The organism is Kitasatospora sp. NPDC057936 (assembly GCF_042887525.1).
In the GTDB taxonomy this organism is placed as follows: Bacteria; Actinomycetota; Actinomycetes; order Streptomycetales; family Streptomycetaceae; genus Kitasatospora.
In genome coordinates this window covers 48,400-70,177 of record NZ_JBHVPD010000053.1, presented here as the reverse complement: position 1 = coordinate 70,177, position 21,778 = coordinate 48,400, and the positions used below count along the sequence as shown (strand labels likewise).

Here is a 21,778-nt window from a genome sequence, read left to right as displayed (position 1 = left end):
TCTACCGCCGTTGGCGCCCACCCGTCGAACGCGCCGTCGCCTGGCTCGTCGCCCACGGCAACCGACGCCTACGACACCGCGGCACCATCAAGAACGACACCTGGCTCCACACCCGCGCCGCCGCCCTCAACCTGCGAACCCTGATCAACCTCGGACTCACCCACAACGGCACCACCTGGCAGATCGGGGCTGCCGCCTGACAGCGGCAGCCCCGATCACACCAAGATCTTCATCAGCCTTCTAGGCTCGGGCTTCGCCCGGGTAGTCGTACGACGCACGCAGGAGAGCAGGCCCATGAGCACGCCGCCGTTCCTCACCCTTCCCCGTTGTGCCCGCGCCGTGCGGGTCGCGACCGAGCGGGGCGGGTTCGCGGCGCTGCGGGCCGAGCCGGCCGGCGAGGTGCGCGGGTCGGCGCTCCTGGTGCCCGGGTTCACCGGCAGCAAGGAGGACTTCATCGCGCTGCTGGAGCCGCTCGCGGCGGCCGGGTACCGGGTGACGGCCGTCGACCAGCGCGGGCAGCACGAGACCGGCGGGCCCGACGATCCGGCCGCGTACGCCGTCGGGGCCCTCGGGGAGGACGTCCGGGCGCTCACCCGTGCCCTCGCCGGGGAGGCCGACGACGGCCGGCCGCTGCACGTCGTGGGGCACTCCTTCGGCGGGCAGGTGGTGCGGGAGGCGGTGCTCGCGGCGGCGGCCGAGGGGGCCCTGCCGTGGGCCTCGCTGACGCTGATGTCCACCGGCGCGGGCGCCATCGACCCGGCCGAGGCGGCCCGCACCAAGCTGCTGCTGGACGCGCTGCCGGTGCTGAGCCTGGAGGAGATCTGGCAGGTCATGCGGCAGATGGAGGAGGGCGGCGGCGATCGGAAGGAGCGCCCGGCCGCCGACGTCGCCGCGTTCCTGCACCGCCGCTGGCTGGCCAACGTGCCGCGCGCGCTGGCCGTCACCGGCGGCCACCTGGTCGCCGGGCCCGACCGGGTCGACGAGCTGGCCGCCGCCACCGCCGGGCTGCCCGTGCTGGTGCTCTCCGGCGTGCGGGACCACGCCTGGCCGGTGCCGGCGCAGACGCTCATGGCGGAGCGGCTCGGCGCCCGCCGCGTGGTCGTCGAGGACGCCGGCCACTCCCCCAACGCCGAGCGCCCGGCCGCGACGGCGCAGGCGCTGGCCGCGTTCTGGGCCGGTGGCGTGGCCTCGCCCGACGTGGTCTGAACCACTTCTCGAAGTTCGACCGCGTTCAACAGAGGACAAAAGTCGTTAGTTACGGTAATCTTTGATTCTGTCCGGGAATCATCGCCGGCCCTCCGCGGGTTTCAATCCACTGAAACCAGTACTTAACGGACGGGCAACGGCCCGGAAGCACCGCCACGACACCGTGGTCCACGAGGCACCAGCAGCACCGGGCAAGCAGGGGGAGCCCTTGCCGCAGCAGACCGCCACACGTACGAGCCGCGCGATCCGGCCCCATCGCCGGACCGCCCGCAAGACCCTGGAAGGGCTGATACCGACTCAGCCGCAACCGCCCCGCGACGCGGGGCGAGGAAAGGAGACGCCCATGACGAAGCCCATGCGTTTCGAGATCGTCCGGCTGGACGACGCCAACGGCTCCGCGACCGACCGCCTGATCGCCGACGCCGAGACTGTCCGCGAGGTCGTGCAGGCCGCCGCCCGCACCGGCGAGCGCCTGCTCATCCGTCCGTGCCCGACCGTCTGACCCCGCGCGGCGCCTCCGACCGGGAGACCCCGCCCGCCGCCGACGAGCCCGGAGCGTCCGATCCGGACGTGCCGAAACCCGACTGACGCCCCGTCACCGCTATCGCCAATGACGGGGCGTCAGTGCGTCCGGGCCCCGCCCGGCCCCACCGGCCCGACGTTTGCCGCCCCCCGCCGCTGGACATCCCCCAACCTGAGCCGCCCGCACCCGCGCCCACCCGCGCCGGGCCGGGCGTCCCGCCACCGACAGGTGCCGCCGAACCCTCCGTACGGGTGATCGTCCTTGACGCGGCGGTCCGGAGGGAGGAGCGTTGTCGGCTATGAGGGGCGAGCCCAGCTGCCCGAGGTGCGCCGGTCGGGTCCGCGCCCCCGGCCTGTTTTCGGACACCTGGCAGTGCGACCAGCACGGAGCCGTGCACCCGATGCAGCCGGTGCTGCCCCCGAGCGTGGAGGCGCTCGGCGTGGCCGTCGCCCGTTCCCAGGTCCCGGTGTGGCTGCCCTGGCCGCTGCCGGTCGGCTGGCTCTACACCGGCATCGCGCACGTCGGCGACGACGTCTCCGGCGCCCGCGCCACCGCCGTTGCCTGTTCCGGGCCGGCCCCGCTCGGCGGTTTCGGCGAGCTGGTGCTGGTGGCGGAGGAGCTGGGCGTCGGCCTCGGCGCCCGCTACGCCGGGATGCCCGGTCCCGACCCGGGCGAGTCCGTCGCCCTCTACAAGCCCGCCGACGCCAAGCTGATGGCCGCCGGGCGGCCCACCCCGATGTTCCACGTCCCGGACGCCCCGGCCGACCGCGCCGTGTTCGTCGGCGAGGCCCGCGGGCTCTGGCTGTGGGCCGTCGCGTGGCCCGAGCAGTCCGCGCTGGTGATGTACGACGAGCTCGTCCTCACCGACCTGCGCGAGGCGGGCGCCGAACTGGACCTCCTGCCCTGCGGGGCCCTCTCCCCCCGGCTCCTGGGCTGAGCGCCCTATCCTGGGCCGCATCCGCGAGCTCCAGGAGGTCCGACCCGTGCGCATCGACCTGCACGCCCACAGCACCGCGTCCGACGGCACCGACAGCCCGGCCGAGCTGGTCGCGGCGGCGGTGGCCGCGGGCCTCGACGTCGTCGCGCTCACCGACCACGACACCGTCGCGGGGCACGCCGAGGCCGCCGAGGCCGTGCACGCGCTGCCGGCCGGCACCGCGCTGACCCTCGTGCCGGGGGCCGAGCTGTCCTGCGTCGTGGACGGCATCAGCATGCACCTGCTGGCGTACCTGTTCGACCCGGCCGAGCCGGCCTTCGCGGCCGAGCGGGAGCTGGTGCGCACCGACCGGTTCCGGCGCGGGAAGGCGATCGTCGAGCGCTGCCGGGAGCTGGGAGCGGACATCGACTGGGAGCAGGTAAAGCGGATCGCGGGCGAGGGCTCGGTGGGCCGGCCACACATCGCGAGCGCGCTGGTCGAGGCCGGCGTGGTGGCGACCGTCTCGGACGCCTTCACCGCCGAGTGGCTCGCCAACGGCGGCCGGGCGGACGTCCGCAAGCACGAGACCGACCCGGCCGAGGCGGTCCGGCTGGTCCGGGCGGCCGGCGGCGTGCCGGTGTTCGCCCACCCCGGCGCGGTCAAGCGCGGGCGGACCGTCTCCGACGAGGTGCTCGCCGGGCTCGCGGCGGCCGGGCTGGCCGGGCTGGAGGTCGACCACACCGACCACGACGAGGAGACCAGGGCCCGGCTGCGCGGCCTGGCCGGCGAGCTCGGGCTGCTGGTCACCGGGTCCAGCGACTACCACGGCGAGCGCAAGACCGTCCGGCTCGGCGAGCACACCACCGACCCCGGGGTGTACGAGGCGCTGCTGGCCCAGGCCACCGGCGCGAAGCCGATCGGGGGCTGAGCCCGCGCGCGGAGCCGCGCGGGCGTGCGGGAGCGCCGGGGCGGGGTGCGCCCGGAGCGCGCGCCCGGGCGTGCCTTCCGGTCCGGATCGCAGGGCCCCGGCCTGAGCCGAGAACCGCACCCCGGGTGGCGCCCCGTCAGTCCAGGCGGACGCCGCGGCGTTCCGGGTCGCGCAGGTCCGTACCGTGCTCCAGCCAGCGCTCCTGGAGGGCGGCGGCGCCGTGGACGCGCTTCCAGCCGGCCTCGTTGGGGGTCATCGGCAGCAGCGGGAGGAAGCGGACCGGGTCGGCCGGCTCGTCCAGGTCGAGGTCCGGCACCAGGCCGCCCGGCTCGGCGACCAGGACCGAGGTGAACGGCGCGCCCGCCCACAGCGGGGAGCCCAGGTCCAGCGAGCCGCCGGGGGCCACCACCAGGCCCTCCACCTGCGGCGTGGCGGCGAAGGTGGCGAGGCTGCGCAGCACGTCGTCGCGTCCGCCGCGGACGGTCAGGACGAGTTCGGCGCGCGGGCCGCGCACCTGGTCGGCGACCATCGCGGTCGGGTCGGCCATCGGGACGGCGGCCATGCCGAGGGTCGTGTAGCGGACGAGGCCGCCGGCGTCCGGGCCGAAGCGCAGCAGCTCGATCCGGTCGGTGCCGAGGAAGGTGACCGCGGCGCGGCCGCTCGGCTCGCCGAAGGTGGCGATCAGCCGGGCCTCGACGGCCGCCAGCACCGCCTCCCGGGAGAGTTCCGGGGAGGAGCCGTGGGGGTCGCCGAAGATCGGGAAGTCGTGCGCCATGCCCGTGAGCGTATCCCGCGCACCGGGCCCGGCGCCGGTCGCCGGCCGGATGTTAGGGTGAGCGACTGGCCACCGGGAACCATGAGTTCGGGCCTTCCGGGGCCGCGGCGCGAAGGAGGTGGTTGCGGTGGATACCGGCCGAGATCGGAGTACCGGCAGCTCTCCCCAGCGCCCTTCCCGCACGTCCCGCCCCGCCCGCTGATCCCGTAGCGGCGACCGGGGGCGGCCCGCGGAGAAACCGGCCGGGAGAGCTCCCCGCCCTTCACCGGTGTTCCTCGCCGTCGCACCCGCGGCCCTCCGCCCGCTCGCGCCGCACGTGCGGCGGCTCCTGTTCCAGGGAGCCTGCCATGTCGATGATCAACAACCTGCGCGCCGCCGTCCGCCCGGGCCGCCGCCGTCCGGCCACCGGCCGCTACGACACCGTGCCGCCGGGTGATGCCGGCTCGGCCGTGGTGGACTGCGCGGTCTACCAGGACGGCCGTCGGCACGGGCAGCGCTGCAGCCCGCGCGAGGCCGCCCGGCGGGTCCGGGCCGCGCGTCAACTGCCGGGCGGAGCGGGCTCGTTCAGCTGGATCGGACTGCACGAGCCGACCGAGGAGGAGTTCGAGGGCATCGCCCAGCGCTTCGGGCTGCACCCGCTCGCGGTCGAGGACGCGGTGCACGCGCACCAGCGGCCCAAGGTCGAGCGCTACGACGACGTGCTGTTCGCGGTGTTCAAGACGATCCGCTACGTCGAGCACGACCAGCTGACGCCGACCAGCGAGGTCGTGGAGACCGGCGAGCTGATGGTCTTCGCCGGGCGGGACTTCGTGATCACCGTCCGGCACGGCGGCCACGGCTCGCTCCAGGACCTGCGCCACCGGCTGGAGGCGGACGCGGACGAGGCCGGGCTGCTCGCCAAGGGCCCGGCCGCGGTGCTGCACGCGATCGCCGACCACGTCGTCGACAACTACCTGCTGGTCGCCGAGCGGCTGCAGAACGACGTGGACGAGATCGAGTTCGACGTCTTCTGCAACCGCGGCGGGCGCGGCACCGACGTCGGCCGGGTCTACCAGCTCAAGCGCGAGGTGCTGGAGTTCAAGCGGGCGGTGGTCCCGCTGCTGCGCCCGATGCAGCAGCTCTCGGAGCCGCAGCAGGGGCTCGTCGACCCGGACGTCCAGAAGTACTTCCGGGACGTCGCCGACCACCTGGCGCGGGTGACCGAGCAGGTGCACGGCTTCGACGAACTGCTCAACTCACTGCTCCAGGCGAACCTCGCGCAGGTGTCCGTCGCGCAGAACGAGGACATGCGCAAGATCACCGCCTGGGCCGCGATCTTCGCCGTGCCCACCATGATCACCGGCGTGTACGGCATGAACTTCGACTACATGCCCGAGCTGCACCACCGGTTCGGCTACCCGCTGGTGCTCGGCACGGTGGCCGTGATCTGCGTGGCGATGTACCGCGGCTTCCGCCGCAACGGCTGGCTGTAGCGCACGCCCCGGCCGGCGGGACGCCGTCAGCGCCGCCCGGCGCGGGCCACCAGCACCAGGCCGAGCAGGATCAGCACCACCGCCGGGTAGGCGGCCGCCGGGGGCCACTGGCCGAGCCAGAGCGCCGCGATCAGCGCCGCGCCCGGGGCCTCCAGCAGGATGGCGGTGGAGGTGACGGACGGGCCGAGCGTGCGCACCACGCGGTTGCTCAGCGAGTGGCCGAGGAACTGCGCGGCGACCATCAGCAGCACGATCTGCCACCACACCCCGGCCGGCCAGCCGGACATCCGCGTCCCGGCGGCCAGGCAGACTCCCAGCAGCACGACCGCCGTGGTGGCGTAGCAGACCAGCGTGTACGCGGTGGTGCTGACGGTCTTGCGGACCTCGGCGCCCAGCAGCATGTACCCGGCCGCGGCCAGGCCCGCGCCGAGCGCGAGGGCGTCGCCGAGGAGCGCGCGCGGGGAGAGCGAGAGGTCGACGCCGGTGAGCACCAGCACGCCGGCGAAGGCGGCGCCCATGCCGAGCCAGACCATCCGTGGCGCCCGGGTGCCGAACAGCCGCATCAGCAGGATCGTCCACAGCGGGGACGTGGTGACCAGGGCGGTCGCCGAGGCCACCGAGGTCATCCGCAGGCTCGGCATCCAGAGTGCGAAGTGCAGCGCGAGCAGGGCGCCGGCCGCGGCCGCGAGCAGCAGCGCCCGCCGGCCGATCCCGCGCAGCTCGGCGCGGTGGCGCAGCAGCGCGTACGGGGCGATCACGCCGACCGACATGACGTTGCGCCAGAACGCGATCGCGAGCGCCGGCGCGGCGGTGGCGCTGATCAGCGGGCCGGAGAGCGAGATGCCGCTGATGGAGACGGCGAGCAGCAGGAGGTCGAGGGTGGGCAGCGGGTGCGAGGGGGACGCACCGGCGGTGGGCGCGGGGGCGGTGGCGGGCCGGGCGGCGGGCACGGCGCTCCTTCGCGGGCGAGGGTGGCTGGCGGGGTGGCTGAGCGGGTCTCACCGTAAGGCCCGTGCCAGAGCGATGGAACTGTCGCCCGACGGGTGAGACGGCCCGTACGAGGCGGAGGCCGTACGCTGTGGGCCATGGACCGTACGCCCGCCACCGCCGACGACTTCCTCGACCAGGCCCTCCTGGAGGAGGCCGCGAAGAAGTCCGGACTGCTCTGGGTCCGCGCCGACGGCCAGGAGCAGTCCCGCCCGGTCTGGCACGCGTGGCACGACGGCGCCGTGGTCGTCGTCGGCGACGGCGGCGAGCAGCCGCTGCACGGCCTGGCCGCCGGCTCCGGCGCCGTGGTCACCGTCCGCAGCAAGGACAAGGGCGGGCGGCTCACCGGCTGGCCGGCCCGGGTCACCGAACTGGCCCCGCACAGCGAGGCCTGGCTGGGCGCGGTCGAGGAGCTCAAGGGCAAGCGGCTGAACGCGCCCGACACCGACACCATCGCCGACCGCTGGGCCCGCGAGTGCCGGGTGCTGCGGCTGGAGCCGGCCGGCGCCCTGGCCGAGCGCCCGGGCGCGATGCCGGACGGCTCGCACGCCGCCGTGCCGCCGGCGACCCCGGCGACCACCCGCCGGCCGATCCCGGCCGGCCTGCCCAAACTGCTGTTCAAGCGCCGCTGAAGGTTCGCCTCCGGTACTCCGTCGCGACAGTGCCTCGTCGGGCCGCTCCCGCACGCCGCGGGTAGCCTTGGCCAACGGGTGCGCCGCGGCGCGCGCCCAGCACGGTTTCGGACCGGTCGAGCGAGTCGAGGGAGTTCATGGCAGGGCCAGGCACCCGGGTCTTCATCTCCCATCTCTCCGCGATCGCGGTCTTCGACCCGAACGGGGACCAGGTCGGCCGGGTCCGCGACGTGGTCGTCACCCTGCGCCTGGGCGGGCGCCCGCCGCGGGTGCTCGGACTCGTGGTCGAGGTGGTCGGACGGCGCCGGATCTTCCTCCCGATGACCAGGATCACCAGCCTGGAGTCCGGCCAGGTGCTCACCACCGGCGTGATCAACCTGCGCCGCTTCGAGCAGCGCCCCGCCGAGACCCTCGTCCTCGCCGAGCTGCTGGACCGCACCGTCACGTGGTCGAAGACCGACGAGCCGGTCACCGTGCTGGACGTCGGCATGGTCCAGAGCCGGCTGCGCGAGTGGGAGATCAGCAAGGTCTTCGTCCAGGTCGGCCGGGCCGGGCGGCTGCGCAAGGGCAAGGGCGAGCGGCTCACCCTGGACTGGCAGGACGTCACCGGCTTCGCCCTGCTCGAACAGGACCAGGGCGCGGCCAACCTGCTCGCCACCTTCGAGCAGCTGCGCCCCGCCGACCTCGCCGGCGTGATGCACCACCTGTCCGCCAAGCGCCGAGCCGAGGTGGCCGCCGCGCTCGACGACGAGCGGCTCGCCGACGTCCTGGAGGAGCTCCCCGAGGACGACCAGGTCGAGATCATCGGCAAGCTCCAGGAGGAGCGCGCCGCCGACGTCCTGGAGGCGATGGACCCGGACGACGCCGCCGACCTGCTCTCCGAGCTGCCGAACGACGAGGCCGAGCGCCTGCTCCAGCTGATGGAGCCGGACGAGGCCGAGCCGGTGCGCCGCCTGCTGTCCTACGAGGAGGACACCGCGGGCGGTCTGATGACCACCGAGCCGGTCGTGCTGGAGCCGGACGCGACGGTCGCCGAGGCCCTCGCCCGGATCCGGGTGCGCGACCACAAGCCCGCGCTCGCCGCGCAGGTCTTCGTCTGCCGCCCGCCCAACGAGACCCCGACCGGCCGCTACCTCGGCACCGTGCACTTCCAGCGGCTGCTGCGCGAGCCCCCGTACGTCCTGGTCGGCTCGTTGGTCGACGACGACCTCGACCCGCTGCCGCCGGACACCCCGCTGCCGCTGATCACCAGCTACCTGGCGACCTACAACCTGGTCGCGGCCCCGGTCGTCGACGACGCGGACCACCTGCTCGGCGCCGTCACCGTCGACGACGTGCTCGACCACCTGCTGCCGGAGGACTGGCGCGACGCCGCGCTGCACGCCCGGGACCACGACCAGCACGAGACGGAAGGGGCGATCGGTGGACGCTGACCGCAAGGGACGGGCGGACGACGACCCCGCACGCCGGCGACTGCGCGGCGAGCTGCGGGAACTGCGCCAGCTGCGCGAACTGCGCACCCGCGAGGGCAGCAGCCGCGAGCGCCTGGAGACCTCCCCGATCAGCGGCTCCAACCGCGCCCGGTTCGACCAGCCGCGCACCGCCCGGCCGGGCCTGCTCTCCCTGCCCTCGTACGACCCGGAGGCCTTCGGCAAGCTCTCCGAGCGCATCGCCCGCTTCCTCGGCACCGGACGGTTCATCGTCTGGATGACCGTGGTGATCATCATCTGGGTGGCCTGGAACACCCTGCTCCCGGACGACGTGCGCTTCGACTCCTACCCGTTCATCTTCCTGACCCTGGTCCTGTCGCTGCAGGCCTCCTACGCGGCGCCGCTGATCCTGCTCGCGCAGAACCGCCAGGACAACCGGGACCGCGTCAACATGGAGCAGGACCGGGCCCGCAGCGACCGCAACATCGCCGACACCGAGTACCTGACCCGCGAGGTGGCGGCGCTGCGCCAGGGCCTCGGCGAGGTCGCCACCCGAGACTTCATCCGTTCCGAACTCCAGTCCCTGCTGAAGGAGATCGAGGAGCGCCGGGAGACCAGCGAGGCGCTGTGACCGGCGGCACGCTACCGACGGGTTAAGGGGATCGGCGGGCGCCGTACCATCAAGGCATGGCCAACGAGACAGAGGTCGCGGCCGGCGTCACGGAGGACTCCGTGCGCCAGGCGCTGTCGACCGTCAACGACCCGGAGATCAACCGCCCGATCACCGAGATCGGCATGGTGAAATCGGTCGAGATCGCCGAGGGCGGCGCGGTGCGGGTCGCGGTCTACCTGACCGTCTCCGGCTGTCCGATGCGCGAGACCATCGTCACCCGGGTCCGCGAGGCGGTCGGACGGGTCCCCGGCGTGAGCGGCGTCGAGGTCGAGCTCGACGTGATGAGCGACGAGCAGCGCAAGGAGCTCTCCCAGCTGCTGCGCGGCGGCGCCCCCGAGCGGGAGATCCCGTTCGCCAAGCCCGGCACCCTCACCCGCGTCTACGCCGTCGCCTCCGGCAAGGGCGGCGTCGGCAAGTCCTCGGTGACCGTCAACCTGGCCGCCGCGATGGCCGCGGACGGCCTGAAGGTCGCCGTGGTGGACGCCGACATCTACGGCCACAGCGTGCCGCGCATGCTGGGCGTCGAGGGCCGGCCCACCCAGGTCCAGGACATGATCATGCCGCCGCAGGCGAACGGCGTGAAGGTCATCTCGATCGGCATGTTCACCCCGGGCAACGCCCCGGTCGTGTGGCGCGGCCCGATGCTGCACCGCGCCCTCCAGCAGTTCCTCGCCGACGTGTACTGGGGCGACCTGGACGTGCTGCTGCTGGACCTGCCGCCCGGCACCGGCGACATCGCGATCTCGGTGGCGCAGCTGGTCCCGAACGCCGAGATCCTGATCGTCACCACCCCGCAGATGGCCGCCGCCGAGGTGGCCGAGCGGGCCGGCACGATCGCGGTGCAGACGCACCAGAAGATCGTCGGCGTGATCGAGAACATGTCCGGCATGCCGTGCCCGCACTGCGACGAGATGATCGACGTCTTCGGCACCGGCGGCGGCCAGACCGTCGCGGAGGCGCTCACCCGCACCGTCGGCGCGACCGTGCCGGTGCTCGGCTCGATCCCGATCGACGTCCGCCTGCGCGAGGGCGGCGACGACGGCCGCCCGGTCGTGCTCGCCGCGCCCGACTCCCCGGCCGGCGCCGCCCTGCGCGCCGTCGCCGGCAAGCTCGGCGGGCGCCAGCGCGGCCTGTCCGGCATGTCGCTCGGCCTGACGCCCAGGAACAAGTTCTAGCCGTACGTCACGAGGGGCCGGGTGGTGCGCCACCCGGCCCCTCGGCGCGTTCGCGGACGGGGCGCCGGTACCGGTGCCGGTACCGTGGCGCTAGGGGCGGGTGTAGGCGGTCAGGTCCGGGACGGTCGAGAAGCCGGCGCCGTAGGCGCTGACGCCACGGCCGTACGCGCCCAGCAGGACGCCGGGGGCCTCGCCGGCCAGCACCCAGCCGTACTCGGACTCGCGGTAGCGGAACGGCTGCGGCAGCCCGTTCACCGGCAGGCTCAGGGTGGACCAGCCGGGGCCGGCCAGGTCGTCGGCGAGGTCCCACGCGAGGGAGCTCTGCTGTTCCAGCCAGTCCTGGCGCAGCGCCCGGTCCAGCTGGCCGGGCCAGGTGGCGGCGAGCAGGCCGGAGCCGGCCAGCCAGGCGGCGGAGGAGGCGGAGGTCGCCTCCAGGGTGCCGGTGTTGTCGGCGCTGCGGCGGCTGTCGCGGCGGGCGACGGTGACGACGACGGCGAACTTGCGCACGTCGCGCGGCTCGAACTGGCGGGCCGGCTCCTCGCCGTGGCCGAGGGTGCCGTAGTCGACCCCGGCGGACGCCCCGCCGCGGGGGCCGCCGGCGCCGGCCTGCATCAGGTAGCGGCGGCCGGTCCAGCCGTCGTCCAGGCCGTACCACGGGAAGTCGGCGGACAGGTAGGGCACCAGCGGGTCCGCCGGGCCGGCCTGCCCGCCGACCACCGGGCCGCCGGCCGTGGCCGTCGCCCCTCCCGCCTGACTCGTCGCGTCCATCCCCGGGCCTCCTCTAAAGCACGTGTGCCTGCCGGGACCCCGCTCCCTTGGTGGCGGGCCCCGGCGCCCCCGCCGCGCGTCCTGCGGCCCGCGCGGGCGCGGGAACTGACGGACAGCTCGACGGGAACAATCAGCACAATAGCGGCGCGCACGCCGCCGCCCCGCTCAACCGTGCGGGCGAGCGGGGCGGCGGCGTGGCCGAAGAGCGACGGCGCGGGGGCGCGGTCAGGTCGCGTCGGGGTCGAACGGGGGGCGCTCGCCGGGCTGGAGCGGCGGGCCGGCGGAGGCGGCGGCCGGGGCGGCGGCCTTGTCGAAGCTGACGCTGCCGGCGCGGCCGTTCACCGGGCCGGTGGGCTTGTCGTCCAGGACCGACCGGATGTCCAGCGAGTCCTTCATGTCCTTGAGGCCCAGCGGGTCCTCGTTGCCGCCCATGAGCTGCTTGCGGACGAAGGTCTTGGGGTGCAGGTCCTCGAACTCGAAGTCCTTGAACTCCGGGCCGAGCTCGCTGCGGATGTCCTCCTTCGCGCTGTCGGCGAAGGAGCGGACCTTGCGGATGAAGCCCATCGTGTCCTGGATCAGCTTCGGAAGCTTGTCGGGGCCGAAGATGATGATCGCCATGACGATCAGGGTCAGGATCTCCAGCCCGCCTACGTCGCTGAACACCTATGCTCCCTAGCTCGCCGGACGACGGTTCCTACAGGGTAATGGCCATCGGCGGGTCTCCGGTCCACGGTGTGATGAACCCGTGGTAAAGACCGGCCGATGGCCGGAAGCCGTCCGCGAGCGGCGCTGTGGCGCGGGTCTTGAGGACCGGGCCTAGCGGAGTTCCCGGTGCAGGGCGGTCAGCCCGCCCACCGGGCGGTCCGGCAAGGGGGTCGCCTCGCGCGTCGCGGCGACCGGGAAGCCCGGGAAGTCCACCGGGACCTGCGCGTTCATCGGGACCAGTCCGCCACCGCGGCCGGGGGTGCCGGCCGAGCCGACCGGGCTCACCGACGTACCGTGCTGGTCCTCGCTCTGCGCGCTCAGGCCGCCGACGCCGCCCAGCGTCACCGCGGCCACCGAGAAGGCGCCGGCGGCGGCGAAGACGAAGCGGCGCCCGCGCGGCGCGGACGGCCGGACCACGGCCACCGCGGCGGCGGGCTGCGGCCGGGCCGGGGCCTCGGGGCGCGCGGCGCGGCGGCCCATCAGCGGGCGCAGGACGGCCCCGCCGCGGCCGAACGCGCGCGGGTCGACCCCGGGCAGCGGGGTGCCGGCGCCGAGCGCGCCCGCGCCGAAGGAGGCGCCGGCGCCGCGGCCGAAGGAGCCGCCGTCGAGCCGGCTGCCGCCGAGCGTGCCGGGGCCGGTGACGCCGCCGCCGGGCAGGTCGTCGTCGTCCCGGCCGTCGCGCCAGTCGGAGCCGGGCTGCTCGTCGTCCGGCAGGCTCCCGACGGCCATCAGGCGGGCCATCAGGCCCGAGGACGGGCCGGGGGTGCCGGTGCGGGTCAGCAGGTGCTTGACGCCGCGGCCCTCGTCCGCCTCGGCCAGGCACTGCGGGCAGGTCGCCAGGTGGGCCTGGACGCGTTCGCGGGAGTCGTGCCCGAGCTCGCCGTCCAGGAAGGCGGACAGCCGCTCGCCGAGGTGGTGCTCCTCGGCGGCGGGCTCGGCGGGGCGCACGGCCACGGCCCGCAGCTCGGCGTCGCCGGGCAGCGGGGCGGCGGACGGCAGCGGCTCGCCCGGCTCGTCACCGCCGCGGCGGCCGGGCAGGGACCAGCCCCGCCTGGCGGCGGACCGGCCGGACGGCTCCGGACGGCCCGACCCCGAGCGGCCGGTTCCGCTCACGATCGCCTCCGTCCGCGCCCGCCCGGTGCTGCCGGGACCTCGCCGGCGGCGGCGCCCACCGGCACCGGCTCCTCCGAGCCGCCGCGGCGCTCGCGCCCGGGGGCCGAGCCGGGGGCGCGGTGCTTGAGCGCGGCGCGCAGGTGGGAGCGGCCGCGGTGGATGCGGCTGCGGACGGTGCCGAGCTTGACGCCCAGCGTGGCGGCGATCTCCTCGTAGGACAGGCCCTCGATGTCGCAGAGCACCACGGCGGCGCGGAACTCCGGCGCGAGGGTGTCCAGCGCCTGCTGGACGTCGGCGTCGAAGTGGGTGTCGCTGAAGTGCTGGGCCGGGCTGGGCTCGCGGGAGGCGAGGCGCTCGGCCGCGTCGTCGCCGAGCGCGTCGAAGCGGATGCGCTGGCGGCGGCGGACCATGTCCAGGAACAGGTTGGTGGTGATCCGGTGCAGCCAGCCCTCGAACGTGCCGGGGGTGTACGTGGACAGCGAACGGAACACCCGGACGAAGACCTCCTGCGTGAGGTCCTCGGCGTCGTGCTGGTTGCCCGTCAGGCGGTAGGCGAGGCGGTAGACGCGGGCACTGTGGGCCTCGACGATCTCCTCCCACGTGGGGGGAGTCCAGGACTGCGCGTCGGGGCCCTCGGTGAAGGTCGCGAGGGCGGGGGCCTCGGTGGTACCGGCGTCCGGCGTCGCGGCGGCGGGCTGGTCCAGGTCGGAGTGCGCAGGCTGGTTCATCACGGGCTTCGGCGTACGGGCCGACGCGGTGCCGCGGACGTGCCGCCGCACGGGGACGTCGCCCTCGGCCACACCTCCTCGGTCGGCTCTTCTGCCCAGCAGGGCCACCACCATATCCACCTCACCCGTCAAGCCCGGATAAAAGTGCCCGGGAGGTCTCCCGCACCCGGTCCCTCCTCACAACGGCCCGCCGCCGTACGCGGTTCCCGCCCGGCCAGTAATCTGTGGCAGGAAATATCGACATCCCCCGGCACCGGGCCGCCACCCGGGGCTCCGAAAGAGGCAGCCATCAGCGAGTTCGGGCCCGCGCGCGCGGCCCTCGCAGACACCTACGTGGGCGAGGACGCGGTGCTGACCTACGCCCGGGCGCAGTCCGCGCGGACGGGGATAAGGGCGATCGGGCCGAGCGGCGGGGCGTGCCTGAGACTGATGGCGGCCGCGCTGGACGCCAAGGCGGTCGCCGAGATCGGTACCGGGACGGGCGTCTCCGGGGTCTACCTGCTGCGCGGGATGCGGCCGGACGGCGTGCTGACCACGGTGGACTCCGAGCCGGTGCGCCAGCAGCTGGCGCGCGAGGCGTACCAGGCGGCGGGTTTCGCGGCCAACCGCTCGCGGTTCATACCGGGACGGGCGCTGGAGGTGCTGCCGAGGCTCGCGGACGGCCAGTACGACCTGGTGTTCTGCGACGGCGATCCGGCGGAGTCGCGGGAGTACCTGGCGGAGGCGCTGCGGCTGCTGCGGCCGGGCGGGATGGTCTGCTTCGAGGGGGTCTTCCAGGAGGGCCGGCTGGCCGAGCCGGAGCTGCAGGACCCGCAGACGGACGCGGTGCGCAACCTGGTCCAGGACGTCCGGGAGAGCGACGGGCTGCTGCCCGCGCTGCTGCCGGTCTCGGACGGGCTGCTCTGCGCCGTCAAACGCTGAGCGCCCCAGGAGCGCCCCCGGGAGCGCCTCCGGGCCGGTCCCGGGCCGGTCCCGGGAAGCCGCCGGCCCGGGCCGACATGACGTCGGACCCGGGCCGGCAGTACATCTCCAGGAGATGGGGAGCACCCGCTGCGGTCAGCCGCAGGCCTTCTTCAGGGCCTCGCCGAGGGCGTCGGCCTCGTCAGGCGTGAGCTCCACCACGAGGCGTCCGCCGCCTTCGAGCGGAACGCGCATGATGATGCCCCGCCCCTCTTTGGTGACTTCGAGCGGGCCGTCACCCGTCCGCGGCTTCATGGCCGCCATGCTCGTTCCCCTTCCTGCAACCGCTCAGCTACGCACCGGCAGTCCGTCCACCGCCGGTATCGAACGCATTGATCGGAAGCCATTATCCCGCATGCCACGGCCTGATGACCAACATCACTCTCGGTGCAACCTCGGCCGGATCCGCCCCAACCGCCGCATTTGCCGTCATAAGCCCCGGCACGCCGGCGGTGCGGACACCACCGGAAGGTGCGATACCTCACACTCCCCAGGCGGCCCGGTGCTCCGGCATCCTGACACCCGACGAGACCGCAGCGATCACAAGGGAGACCCCTCGCCCATGTCCGATTCCGTGCTGTACGAGCTGGACGGCGGCCTGGCCGTCATCACGATCAACCGTCCGGAGGCGATGAACGCGCTGGACGTCGCGACGAAGGTCGCGCTGCGGGACACGATGACCGCCGCGGCGGCCGACCCGGCGGTGCGCGCCGTGCTGCTGACCGGGGCGGGCGAGCGCGCGTTCTGCGTCGGACAGGACCTCAACGAACACCTCGCGATGCTCAAGCGGGCCGACGAGACCGGCGAGGGCGCGCTGCGGACCGTCGCCGAGCACTACAACCCGCTGGTGCGGGCGCTGGCGGGCATGCGCAAGCCGACCGTCGCGGCGGTCGGCGGGGTCGCGGCGGGCGCGGGCGCCTCGCTCGCCTTCGCCTGCGACTTCCGGATCCTGTCCGAGAAGGCCGGCTTCAACACCGCGTTCGCCGGGATCGGGCTGACCGCGGACTCGGGCGCCTCCTGGACGCTCCCCCGGCTGGTCGGGCACGCCAAGGCCACCGAGCTGCTGATGCTGCCGCGGACGGTCAGGGCCACCGAGGCGATGGAGCTGGGCCTGGCCACCAAGGTCGTCGCGCCCGAGGAACTGGCCGCCACCGCACGGGTCTTCGCCCGCGAGCTGGCCGAGGGCCCGACGGTGGCCTACGGCGCCATCAAGGAGTCGCTGGCGTACGGGGCTTCGCACTCGCTGGACGAACTGCTCGACAAGGAGGACGAGCTGCAGACCCTGGCCGGTGAGAGCGAGGACCACCGGATCGCGGTCCGCGCCTTCATCGCCAAGGAGAAGCCCGCCTACCGGGGCCGCTGAGCGCCGCGTTACCGGGGCCGCCGGGCCTTGCCGGACGGGCTCCGGAGCTCGGTGCGCACGTGGCAGGCCGCCAGGTGGTCGTCGACCAGGCCGCAGGCCTGCATGAGCGCGTAGGCGGTGGTGGGGCCGACGAAGCGGAAGCCCTCCTTCTTGAGCGCCTTCGCGAGCGCCGTCGACCCGGGCGTGACGGCCGGGACCTCCGCGAGCGTGCGGGGGGCCGGCCGGTCCGGGTCGCCGGCGAAGCCCCAGATCAGCTCCTCCAGGCCGCCGTCGAGCCCGCGGGCGACCCGGGCGTTGGCGATGGCCGCCTCGATCTTGGCCCGATTGCGGATGATGCCGGCGTCGGCGAGCAGCCGCTCGACGTCGGCCTCGCCGAACTCGGCGACCGCGGCGATCTCGAAACCGGCGAACGCGGCTCGGAAGCCCTCGCGGCGGCGCAGGATGGTCAGCCAGGACAGGCCGGACTGGAAGGCCTCCAGGCAGACCCGTTCGAACAGGGCGTCGTCGCCGTGCACCGGGCGGCCCCACTCGGTGTCGTGGTAGACCCGGTAGTCGTCGGTCGAGTCGCCCCAGCCGCAGCGGCGCAGGCCGTCGGCGCCGAGGACGGTGCCGTCCTGCGGACCGGTCACCGGTCCTCCACCGGCTTCGCGTCCTCGGGCGCCCCGGCCGGCTCGACGACCTTGGCGAACGCCTCCAGGCCCGGCAGCGGTTCGGCGCCGGCGTCGGGTCCCGTGGTGGCCTCGACCGCGCCGCGCAGGTGGGCGGCGGCCTCCAGTTCGGCGATCCGCGAGTCGCGGTAGGCGAGTTCGGCGCCGAGGCGGTCCAGGACGTCGTCGACCTCGTCCATCCGGTAGCCGCGCACGGCCATCGGCAGGCGCAGGTCGTCCACGTCCGTCTTGTGCAGCGGACGGTCCTGCGGCAGCCGCGCCGCGAGGCGGTCCTGAACCGCCTCGGGCATCGAACCGCCGCCGCCGAGCGCCACCAGCGCGGCGCCGCCGACCACCACGGCCATGGCGACCACGATCACCCAGAACACGAGCTGTCCTCCCGACTTCCCGGCCGGCCTGCTGTCAGGTGCCCGGACCGCGCTGATCATGACAGCATGGTCCCTAGTGAGGCCGGGGGCCATCATCGCACCCTGGGGAGCCGTGGAGGAGACATCGGTGGCGCTGCGCCTGGGACCGCGCGAATTCGGTGACGACGAGCTGGTGATCATGGCCATCGTCAACCGGACCCCGGACTCGTTCTTCGACCGGGGGGCGACGTTCGCGGACGAGGCCGCCTTCGCGGCCGCCGACCGGGCGGTGGCCGAGGGCGCCGCGATCCTGGACATCGGCGGGGTCAAGGCCGGGCCGGGCGACGAGGTCACCGTCGAGGAGGAGCTGCGCCGCACGGTGCCGTTCGTCGCGGAGCTGCGCAAGCGCCACCCGGACGCCGTGATCAGCGTGGACACCTGGCGGCACGAGGTCGGCGAGGCGGTCTGCGAGGCCGGCGCGGACCTGCTGAACGACGCCTGGGGCGGGGTGGACCCGAAGCTCGCCGAGGTGGCCGCGCGGTACGACGCGGGGCTGGTCTGCACGCACGCGGGCGGCGCCGAGCCGCGCACCCGGCCGCACCGGGTGGGCTACGAGGACGTCATGGCGGACATCCTGCGGGTGACCGTCGGCCTGGCCGAGCGGGCCGTGGAGCTGGGCGTGCGGCGGGACGCGCTGATCATCGACCCCGGGCACGACTTCGGCAAGAACACCCGGCACTCGCTGGAGGCGACCCGGCGGCTGCCGGAGATGACCGCGACCGGCTTCCCGGTGCTGGTGTCGCTGTCCAACAAGGACTTCGTCGGCGAGACGCTCGACAAGCCGGTGGACGAGCGGCTGCTGGGCACGCTCGCGACGACGGCCGTCTCGGCCTGGCTGGGCGCGCGGGTCTACCGGGTGCACCAGGTCGCCGAGACCCGGCAGGTGCTGGACATGGTCGCCTCGATCCGGGGCACCCGGCCCCCGGCGGTGGCCCGCCGGGGACTGGCCTGACCGCGGCGCCCGGATCCGGTCGGCCCGGATCCCGCTTGCCCGGATCCCGTCGGCTCGGATCCCGTCGGCTCAGATCTCGTTGACCGGCCGGCGGGCGTCGGCGAGGATCTTCAGGACGTCGTCGATCTCGTCGGTGATGTGGAACAGCTCCAGGTCGCGCGGGGCCGCCTTGCCCTGCGCGACGAGGGTGTTCTTGAGCCACTCGTAGAGCCCGCCCCAGTAGGAGCTGCCGAAGAGGATCACCGGGAAGCGGGTGACCTTCTTCGTCTGGACGAGGGTGAGCGCCTCGAACAGCTCGTCCAGCGTGCCCAGCCCGCCGGGCAGGACCACGAAGCCCTGGGCGTACTTCACGAACATCGTCTTGCGGACGAAGAAGTAACGGAAGTTCAGCCCGAGGTCGACGAACTCGTTCAGCCCCTGCTCGAAGGGCAGCTCGATGCCGAGGCCCACGCTCAGGCCGCCGGCCTCGGAGGCGCCGCGGTTGGCGGCCTCCATGGCCCCCGGGCCACCGCCGGTGATCACCGCGTAGCCGGCCTCGGCGAGCGCGCGGCCGATGGCCACGCCGGACTCGTACTCGGGCGAGTCGACCGGCGTCCGGGCCGAGCCGAACACGCTGATCGCGGGCGGGAGTTCGGCGAGGGCGCCGAAGCCCTCGACGAACTCCGAGGTGATCCGCAGCACCCGCCACGGATCGGTGTGCAGCCAGTCGGTCGGCCCGGTGGTGTCCAGCAGGCGCTGGTCCGTGGTGCTCGTGCCGACCTGGTCCCGGCGCACCAGCACCGGGCCCTTCTGCTTCTCCGGCCAGGCCTTCTTCTTCCGCGGCACGCCGACCTGCTCGGGGCCGTGCCCGTACTGCTTCTCGTCTCCGGTGCCTGTCATGACGAAACCCTACGCCGGACCTCCCCCGTTTTCAGGCAACGGGGGAAGGTCGGTTGGGGAACCGGAAGATGGCGTTCGGCTTCTGATCGGATCAGCTGCCGAGCAGCCGGCGGTCAGCTGGTGAGCCAGGCGCGCAGCCGCTCCTCGGCCTCGGCGATGGCGCTCAGCGAGCAGTGCTCCTCCCGCTTGTGCGCGAGGTTCGGGTCACCGGGGCCGTAGTTGACCGCCGGGACGCCGAGCGCGCTGAAGCGGGCGACGTCGGTCCAGCCGAACTTGGCCCTGGCCTGGCCGCCGGTGGCCGCCAGGAAGGCCTGCGCGGCCGGCTGGGCGAGGCCGGGCAGGGCGCCGGGGGCGAAGTCGGTGACGGTCACCTCGAAGCCGTCGAAGACCTCGCGGACGTGCTTCTCCGCCTCCGCCTCGCTGCGGTCCGGCGCGTAGCGGAAGTTGACCGTCACGACGCACTCGTCCGGGATGACGTTGCCGGCCACGCCGCCGTCGATCCGCACCGCGTTCAGGCCCTCGCGGTACTCCAGGCCGTCGATCTCCACCCGGCGCGGCTCGTAGGCCGCGAGCCGGGAGAGCACCTCGGCGGCGTGGTGGATGGCGTTGTCGCCGAGCCAGCTGCGGGCCGCGTGGGCGCGCACGCCGGTGAGCCTGACCTGGGCCCGCAGGGTGCCCTGGCAGCCGCCCTCGACGACGCCGCCGCTGGGCTCCAGCAGCACCGCGAAGTCGGCGGCCAGCCAGTCGGGCCGCTCCCTGGCGAGGTGGCCGAGGCCGTTGCGGTGGGCCTCCACCTCCTCGCAGTCGTAGAACACGAAGGTCAGGTCGCGGTTGGGCTCGGGCAGCGTGGCCGCGAGCCGCAGCTGGACGGCGACACCGGACTTCATGTCCGAGGTGCCGCAGCCGTAGAGCAGATCCCCGTCGACGTACGAGGGCACGTTGTCGGCGATCGGGACGGTGTCCAGGTGGCCGGCCAGCAGGACGCGCTCGGAGCGGCCGAGGCGGGTGCGGGCCACCACGTTGTTCCCGTACCGGTCGACGGTCAGGTGCGGGTAGGCGCGCAGGGCGGCCTCCACGGCGTCGGCGAGCGGCTGCTCGTCGCCGCTCACGGACGGGAAGTCGACGAGGCGGGCGGTCAGCGTGCCGCCGTCGAGGGTGAGGTCCAGGGGCGTCGTCTCGGGGCTGCTCATGACGCCAGCCTAGTGCGCGCCGCGGAGACCCTGCGTAGCGGTCCTGTGACAGGGTCGGCGAAGCGTAACGGCAACCGGGGGGCGCCGCACACCCGTCCGAGTGGGTACGGTGTCGGATCAAGAAGCAGGCGCGAGAGGGGCGAGGGTGGCCAGGAAGAAGAGCAGCGAGGACCAGGGCGACGAATTGGAGCCCCCCCGCCGCGGGCCGCTGCGTGCCCTGCTGCTCGTGATCGTCGGGCTGCTCGGTCTCGCGCTGGTCGGCGGGGCGGCCGTGGTCGGCATCTGGTGGTTCGGTTTCAAGGGCACCGAGCCCGAGGGCTGCACCGTGAAGACCGCGACCGGCGAGGGCACCCTGGAGGTGTCGCAGGCCGCCAACGCCGCGACGATCGCCGCGGTGGCCCGCTCGCGCGGGCTGCCGGACCGGGCGACGGCGATCTCGCTGGCCACGGCCATGCAGGAGTCCAAGCTGCGCAACCTCGCCGGCGGCGACCGGGACTCGCTCGGCCTGTTCCAGCAGCGCCCCTCGATGGGCTGGGGCACCGCGGCGCAGATCCAGGACCCGGTCTACGCGACCAACAAGTTCCTGGACGGCCTGGTCAAGGTGCCCGGCTACACCCGGCTGCCGCTGACCGACGCCGCCCAGGCGGTGCAGAAGAGCGGCTACCCGCAGGCGTACGCCAAGCACGAGACCAAGGCGACGCTGCTCACCTCGGCGCTGGCCGGCCGCGAGCCCGCCTCGTTCAGCTGCGTCGTGCACGACTACGCCAAGCCGGGGACGGACGACTCCGCCGACTCCGCCTCGCCGACCGCGTCCGCCTCCGCGACCCCGGCGGCGGCGCCGGACCGCACCCAGGTGCTCTCCGACCGGGTGCGCCGCGAGTTCGGCCGCACGGTCGCCGCGGCCCCCGGCTACACGTCGTCGATCAAGGGGGCCGAGAACGCCGTCGCGCTGACCCCGGACCCGTCCGCCGCCGCGCTGACCACCTCGGCGGACGCCGGGGCCGACGCCGCCGCGGCCGCCGAGCGGGCGAGCGGCTGGGAGGTCGCGCACTGGGCGGTCGCCCAGGCGCAGCAGCTGGGCATCGCGACGGTGGCCTACGACGGGAAGATCTGGCGCAAGACCTCGTCGGAGGACGGCTGGCAGTCGCAGCCGACGGGGACGACGACCAAGCTCGTCCAGGTCACCCTGGCGCCGTCCGACAAGAGCTGACGCACTGACGTACGGGTTGCCGCCGGACGGGTGATTCCGGTCAACCTTTGTGGACCGGCCGCCCGTTCCGGCGACCCCCGCCGGAGAACCGTCACTCCCCTTGCCCGGTGCAGGATCC

25 protein-coding genes are annotated in these 21,778 nt (G+C 74.3%); 14 read left to right on the top strand and 11 right to left on the bottom strand.

The genetic code is table 11. The annotated features are described in order from the left end of the window. The 5 genes from ACFVU9_RS25900 to ACFVU9_RS25880 form a co-directional block, all read left to right on the top strand. Positions 1 to 200 (top strand): transposase (locus ACFVU9_RS25900; protein WP_387597193.1); only part of this gene is annotated, 200 nt, incomplete at its 5' end. Between the two features lie 94 nt (positions 201 to 294). Then, positions 295 to 1,206 carry an alpha/beta fold hydrolase gene (locus ACFVU9_RS25895; protein ID WP_387597190.1) on the top strand — a complete coding sequence of 304 codons (912 nt, stop codon included), beginning with the start codon at positions 295 to 297 and terminating at the stop codon, positions 1,204 to 1,206. Positions 1,207 to 1,549: 343 nt separating this feature from the next. Further along, positions 1,550 to 1,708, top strand: a complete 159-nt coding sequence (locus ACFVU9_RS25890; protein ID WP_359963543.1) for a hypothetical protein — start codon at positions 1,550 to 1,552, stop codon at positions 1,706 to 1,708. A 319-nt stretch (positions 1,709 to 2,027) separates the two neighbouring features. Further along, positions 2,028 to 2,666: a DUF6758 family protein gene (locus ACFVU9_RS25885; RefSeq protein ID WP_380438221.1), complete on the top strand. Its 639-nt coding sequence runs from the start codon at positions 2,028 to 2,030 to the stop codon at positions 2,664 to 2,666. A gap of 46 nt (positions 2,667 to 2,712) precedes the next feature. Further along, the gene (locus ACFVU9_RS25880; RefSeq protein WP_387597187.1) at positions 2,713 to 3,573 is read left to right on the top strand and encodes a PHP domain-containing protein; all 861 of its coding nucleotides are present in this window, start codon (positions 2,713 to 2,715) and stop codon (positions 3,571 to 3,573) included. 136 nt (positions 3,574 to 3,709) lie between these two features. On the opposite strand, the gene ACFVU9_RS25875 is transcribed toward ACFVU9_RS25880, so the two are convergent. Beyond that, positions 3,710 to 4,348, bottom strand: a complete 639-nt coding sequence (locus ACFVU9_RS25875; protein ID WP_380438216.1) for a suppressor of fused domain protein — start codon at positions 4,346 to 4,348, stop codon at positions 3,710 to 3,712. A gap of 347 nt (positions 4,349 to 4,695) precedes the next feature. Between ACFVU9_RS25875 and corA the strand changes: the two genes are divergently transcribed. Continuing rightward, entirely contained in the window at positions 4,696 to 5,820 is a 1,125-nt protein-coding gene (corA, locus tag ACFVU9_RS25870) for a magnesium/cobalt transporter CorA (RefSeq protein WP_380438214.1), read from the top strand. 26 nt (positions 5,821 to 5,846) lie between these two features. On the opposite strand, the gene ACFVU9_RS25865 is transcribed toward corA, so the two are convergent. Next, positions 5,847 to 6,770: a DMT family transporter gene (locus ACFVU9_RS25865; protein WP_387597183.1), complete on the bottom strand. Its 924-nt coding sequence runs from the start codon at positions 6,768 to 6,770 to the stop codon at positions 5,847 to 5,849. Positions 6,771 to 6,905: 135 nt separating this feature from the next. Between ACFVU9_RS25865 and ACFVU9_RS25860 the strand changes: the two genes are divergently transcribed. The 4 genes from ACFVU9_RS25860 to ACFVU9_RS25845 all read left to right on the top strand — a co-directional run bounded on the left by ACFVU9_RS25860 (position 6,906) and on the right by ACFVU9_RS25845 (position 10,717). Beyond that, the gene (locus ACFVU9_RS25860) at positions 6,906 to 7,439 is read left to right on the top strand and encodes a hypothetical protein (protein ID WP_380499237.1); all 534 of its coding nucleotides are present in this window, start codon (positions 6,906 to 6,908) and stop codon (positions 7,437 to 7,439) included. A gap of 137 nt (positions 7,440 to 7,576) precedes the next feature. Next, positions 7,577 to 8,872, top strand: a complete 1,296-nt coding sequence (locus tag ACFVU9_RS25855; RefSeq protein WP_380438208.1) for a magnesium transporter MgtE N-terminal domain-containing protein — start codon at positions 7,577 to 7,579, stop codon at positions 8,870 to 8,872. A 40-nt stretch (positions 8,873 to 8,912) separates the two neighbouring features. Next, positions 8,913 to 9,500, top strand: a complete 588-nt coding sequence (locus ACFVU9_RS25850; RefSeq protein WP_380438280.1) for a DUF1003 domain-containing protein — start codon at positions 8,913 to 8,915, stop codon at positions 9,498 to 9,500. A 56-nt stretch (positions 9,501 to 9,556) separates the two neighbouring features. Continuing rightward, positions 9,557 to 10,717, top strand: a complete 1,161-nt coding sequence (locus ACFVU9_RS25845; protein WP_380438206.1) for an Mrp/NBP35 family ATP-binding protein — start codon at positions 9,557 to 9,559, stop codon at positions 10,715 to 10,717. A 90-nt stretch (positions 10,718 to 10,807) separates the two neighbouring features. Here the strand turns inward: ACFVU9_RS25845 and ACFVU9_RS25840 are convergent, their stop codons facing one another. The 4 genes from ACFVU9_RS25840 to sigE form a co-directional block, all read right to left on the bottom strand. After that, positions 10,808 to 11,485: a hypothetical protein gene (locus tag ACFVU9_RS25840; RefSeq protein WP_380438204.1), complete on the bottom strand. Its 678-nt coding sequence runs from the start codon at positions 11,483 to 11,485 to the stop codon at positions 10,808 to 10,810. Between the two features lie 225 nt (positions 11,486 to 11,710). Next, entirely contained in the window at positions 11,711 to 12,148 is a 438-nt protein-coding gene (locus ACFVU9_RS25835) for a sec-independent translocase (RefSeq protein ID WP_380438202.1), read from the bottom strand. A gap of 153 nt (positions 12,149 to 12,301) precedes the next feature. Further along, positions 12,302 to 13,303 (bottom strand): zf-HC2 domain-containing protein, encoded by a 1,002-nt coding sequence (locus ACFVU9_RS25830; RefSeq protein WP_380438200.1) that lies wholly within the window; start codon positions 13,301 to 13,303, stop codon positions 12,302 to 12,304. Further along, on the bottom strand, positions 13,300 to 14,031 hold the full coding sequence (gene sigE, locus ACFVU9_RS25825) for an RNA polymerase sigma factor SigE (RefSeq protein WP_380438278.1): 732 nt from the start codon (positions 14,029 to 14,031) through the stop codon (positions 13,300 to 13,302). The genes ACFVU9_RS25830 and sigE overlap by 4 nt, the downstream gene beginning before the upstream one ends. A gap of 288 nt (positions 14,032 to 14,319) precedes the next feature. Between sigE and ACFVU9_RS25820 the strand changes: the two genes are divergently transcribed. Continuing rightward, positions 14,320 to 14,952 carry an O-methyltransferase gene (locus ACFVU9_RS25820; protein ID WP_329928162.1) on the top strand — a complete coding sequence of 211 codons (633 nt, stop codon included), beginning with the start codon at positions 14,320 to 14,322 and terminating at the stop codon, positions 14,950 to 14,952. A gap of 135 nt (positions 14,953 to 15,087) precedes the next feature. Here the strand turns inward: ACFVU9_RS25820 and ACFVU9_RS25815 are convergent, their stop codons facing one another. Continuing rightward, the gene (locus tag ACFVU9_RS25815) at positions 15,088 to 15,255 is read right to left on the bottom strand and encodes a DUF3117 domain-containing protein (protein ID WP_014137929.1); all 168 of its coding nucleotides are present in this window, start codon (positions 15,253 to 15,255) and stop codon (positions 15,088 to 15,090) included. Positions 15,256 to 15,553: 298 nt separating this feature from the next. Between ACFVU9_RS25815 and ACFVU9_RS25810 the strand changes: the two genes are divergently transcribed. Continuing rightward, complete coding sequence (locus ACFVU9_RS25810) at positions 15,554 to 16,354, top strand: enoyl-CoA hydratase-related protein (RefSeq protein WP_380438198.1); 801 nt, start codon at positions 15,554 to 15,556, stop codon at positions 16,352 to 16,354. A gap of 8 nt (positions 16,355 to 16,362) precedes the next feature. On the opposite strand, the gene ACFVU9_RS25805 is transcribed toward ACFVU9_RS25810, so the two are convergent. Next, the gene (locus ACFVU9_RS25805) at positions 16,363 to 16,983 is read right to left on the bottom strand and encodes a DNA-3-methyladenine glycosylase I (protein WP_380438196.1); all 621 of its coding nucleotides are present in this window, start codon (positions 16,981 to 16,983) and stop codon (positions 16,363 to 16,365) included. After that, entirely contained in the window at positions 16,980 to 17,450 is a 471-nt protein-coding gene (locus tag ACFVU9_RS25800) for a DivIVA domain-containing protein (protein ID WP_380438194.1), read from the bottom strand. Before ACFVU9_RS25800 ends, ACFVU9_RS25805 begins: the two co-directional genes overlap by 4 nt. Before the next feature lie 118 nt (positions 17,451 to 17,568). Between ACFVU9_RS25800 and folP the strand changes: the two genes are divergently transcribed. Continuing rightward, positions 17,569 to 18,381: a dihydropteroate synthase gene (gene folP / locus ACFVU9_RS25795; protein WP_380438276.1), complete on the top strand. Its 813-nt coding sequence runs from the start codon at positions 17,569 to 17,571 to the stop codon at positions 18,379 to 18,381. A gap of 69 nt (positions 18,382 to 18,450) precedes the next feature. Here folP and ACFVU9_RS25790 read toward each other — a convergent pair whose 3' ends face one another. Further along, on the bottom strand, positions 18,451 to 19,260 hold the full coding sequence (locus tag ACFVU9_RS25790) for a TIGR00730 family Rossman fold protein (protein ID WP_380438192.1): 810 nt from the start codon (positions 19,258 to 19,260) through the stop codon (positions 18,451 to 18,453). 113 nt (positions 19,261 to 19,373) lie between these two features. After that, on the bottom strand, positions 19,374 to 20,450 hold the full coding sequence (dapE, locus tag ACFVU9_RS25785; RefSeq protein ID WP_380438190.1) for a succinyl-diaminopimelate desuccinylase: 1,077 nt from the start codon (positions 20,448 to 20,450) through the stop codon (positions 19,374 to 19,376). A 145-nt stretch (positions 20,451 to 20,595) separates the two neighbouring features. On the opposite strand from dapE, the gene ACFVU9_RS25780 reads away from it, so the two are divergent. After that, complete coding sequence (locus ACFVU9_RS25780) at positions 20,596 to 21,660, top strand: hypothetical protein (RefSeq protein ID WP_380503127.1); 1,065 nt, start codon at positions 20,596 to 20,598, stop codon at positions 21,658 to 21,660. Positions 21,661 to 21,778 lie beyond the last annotated feature (118 nt).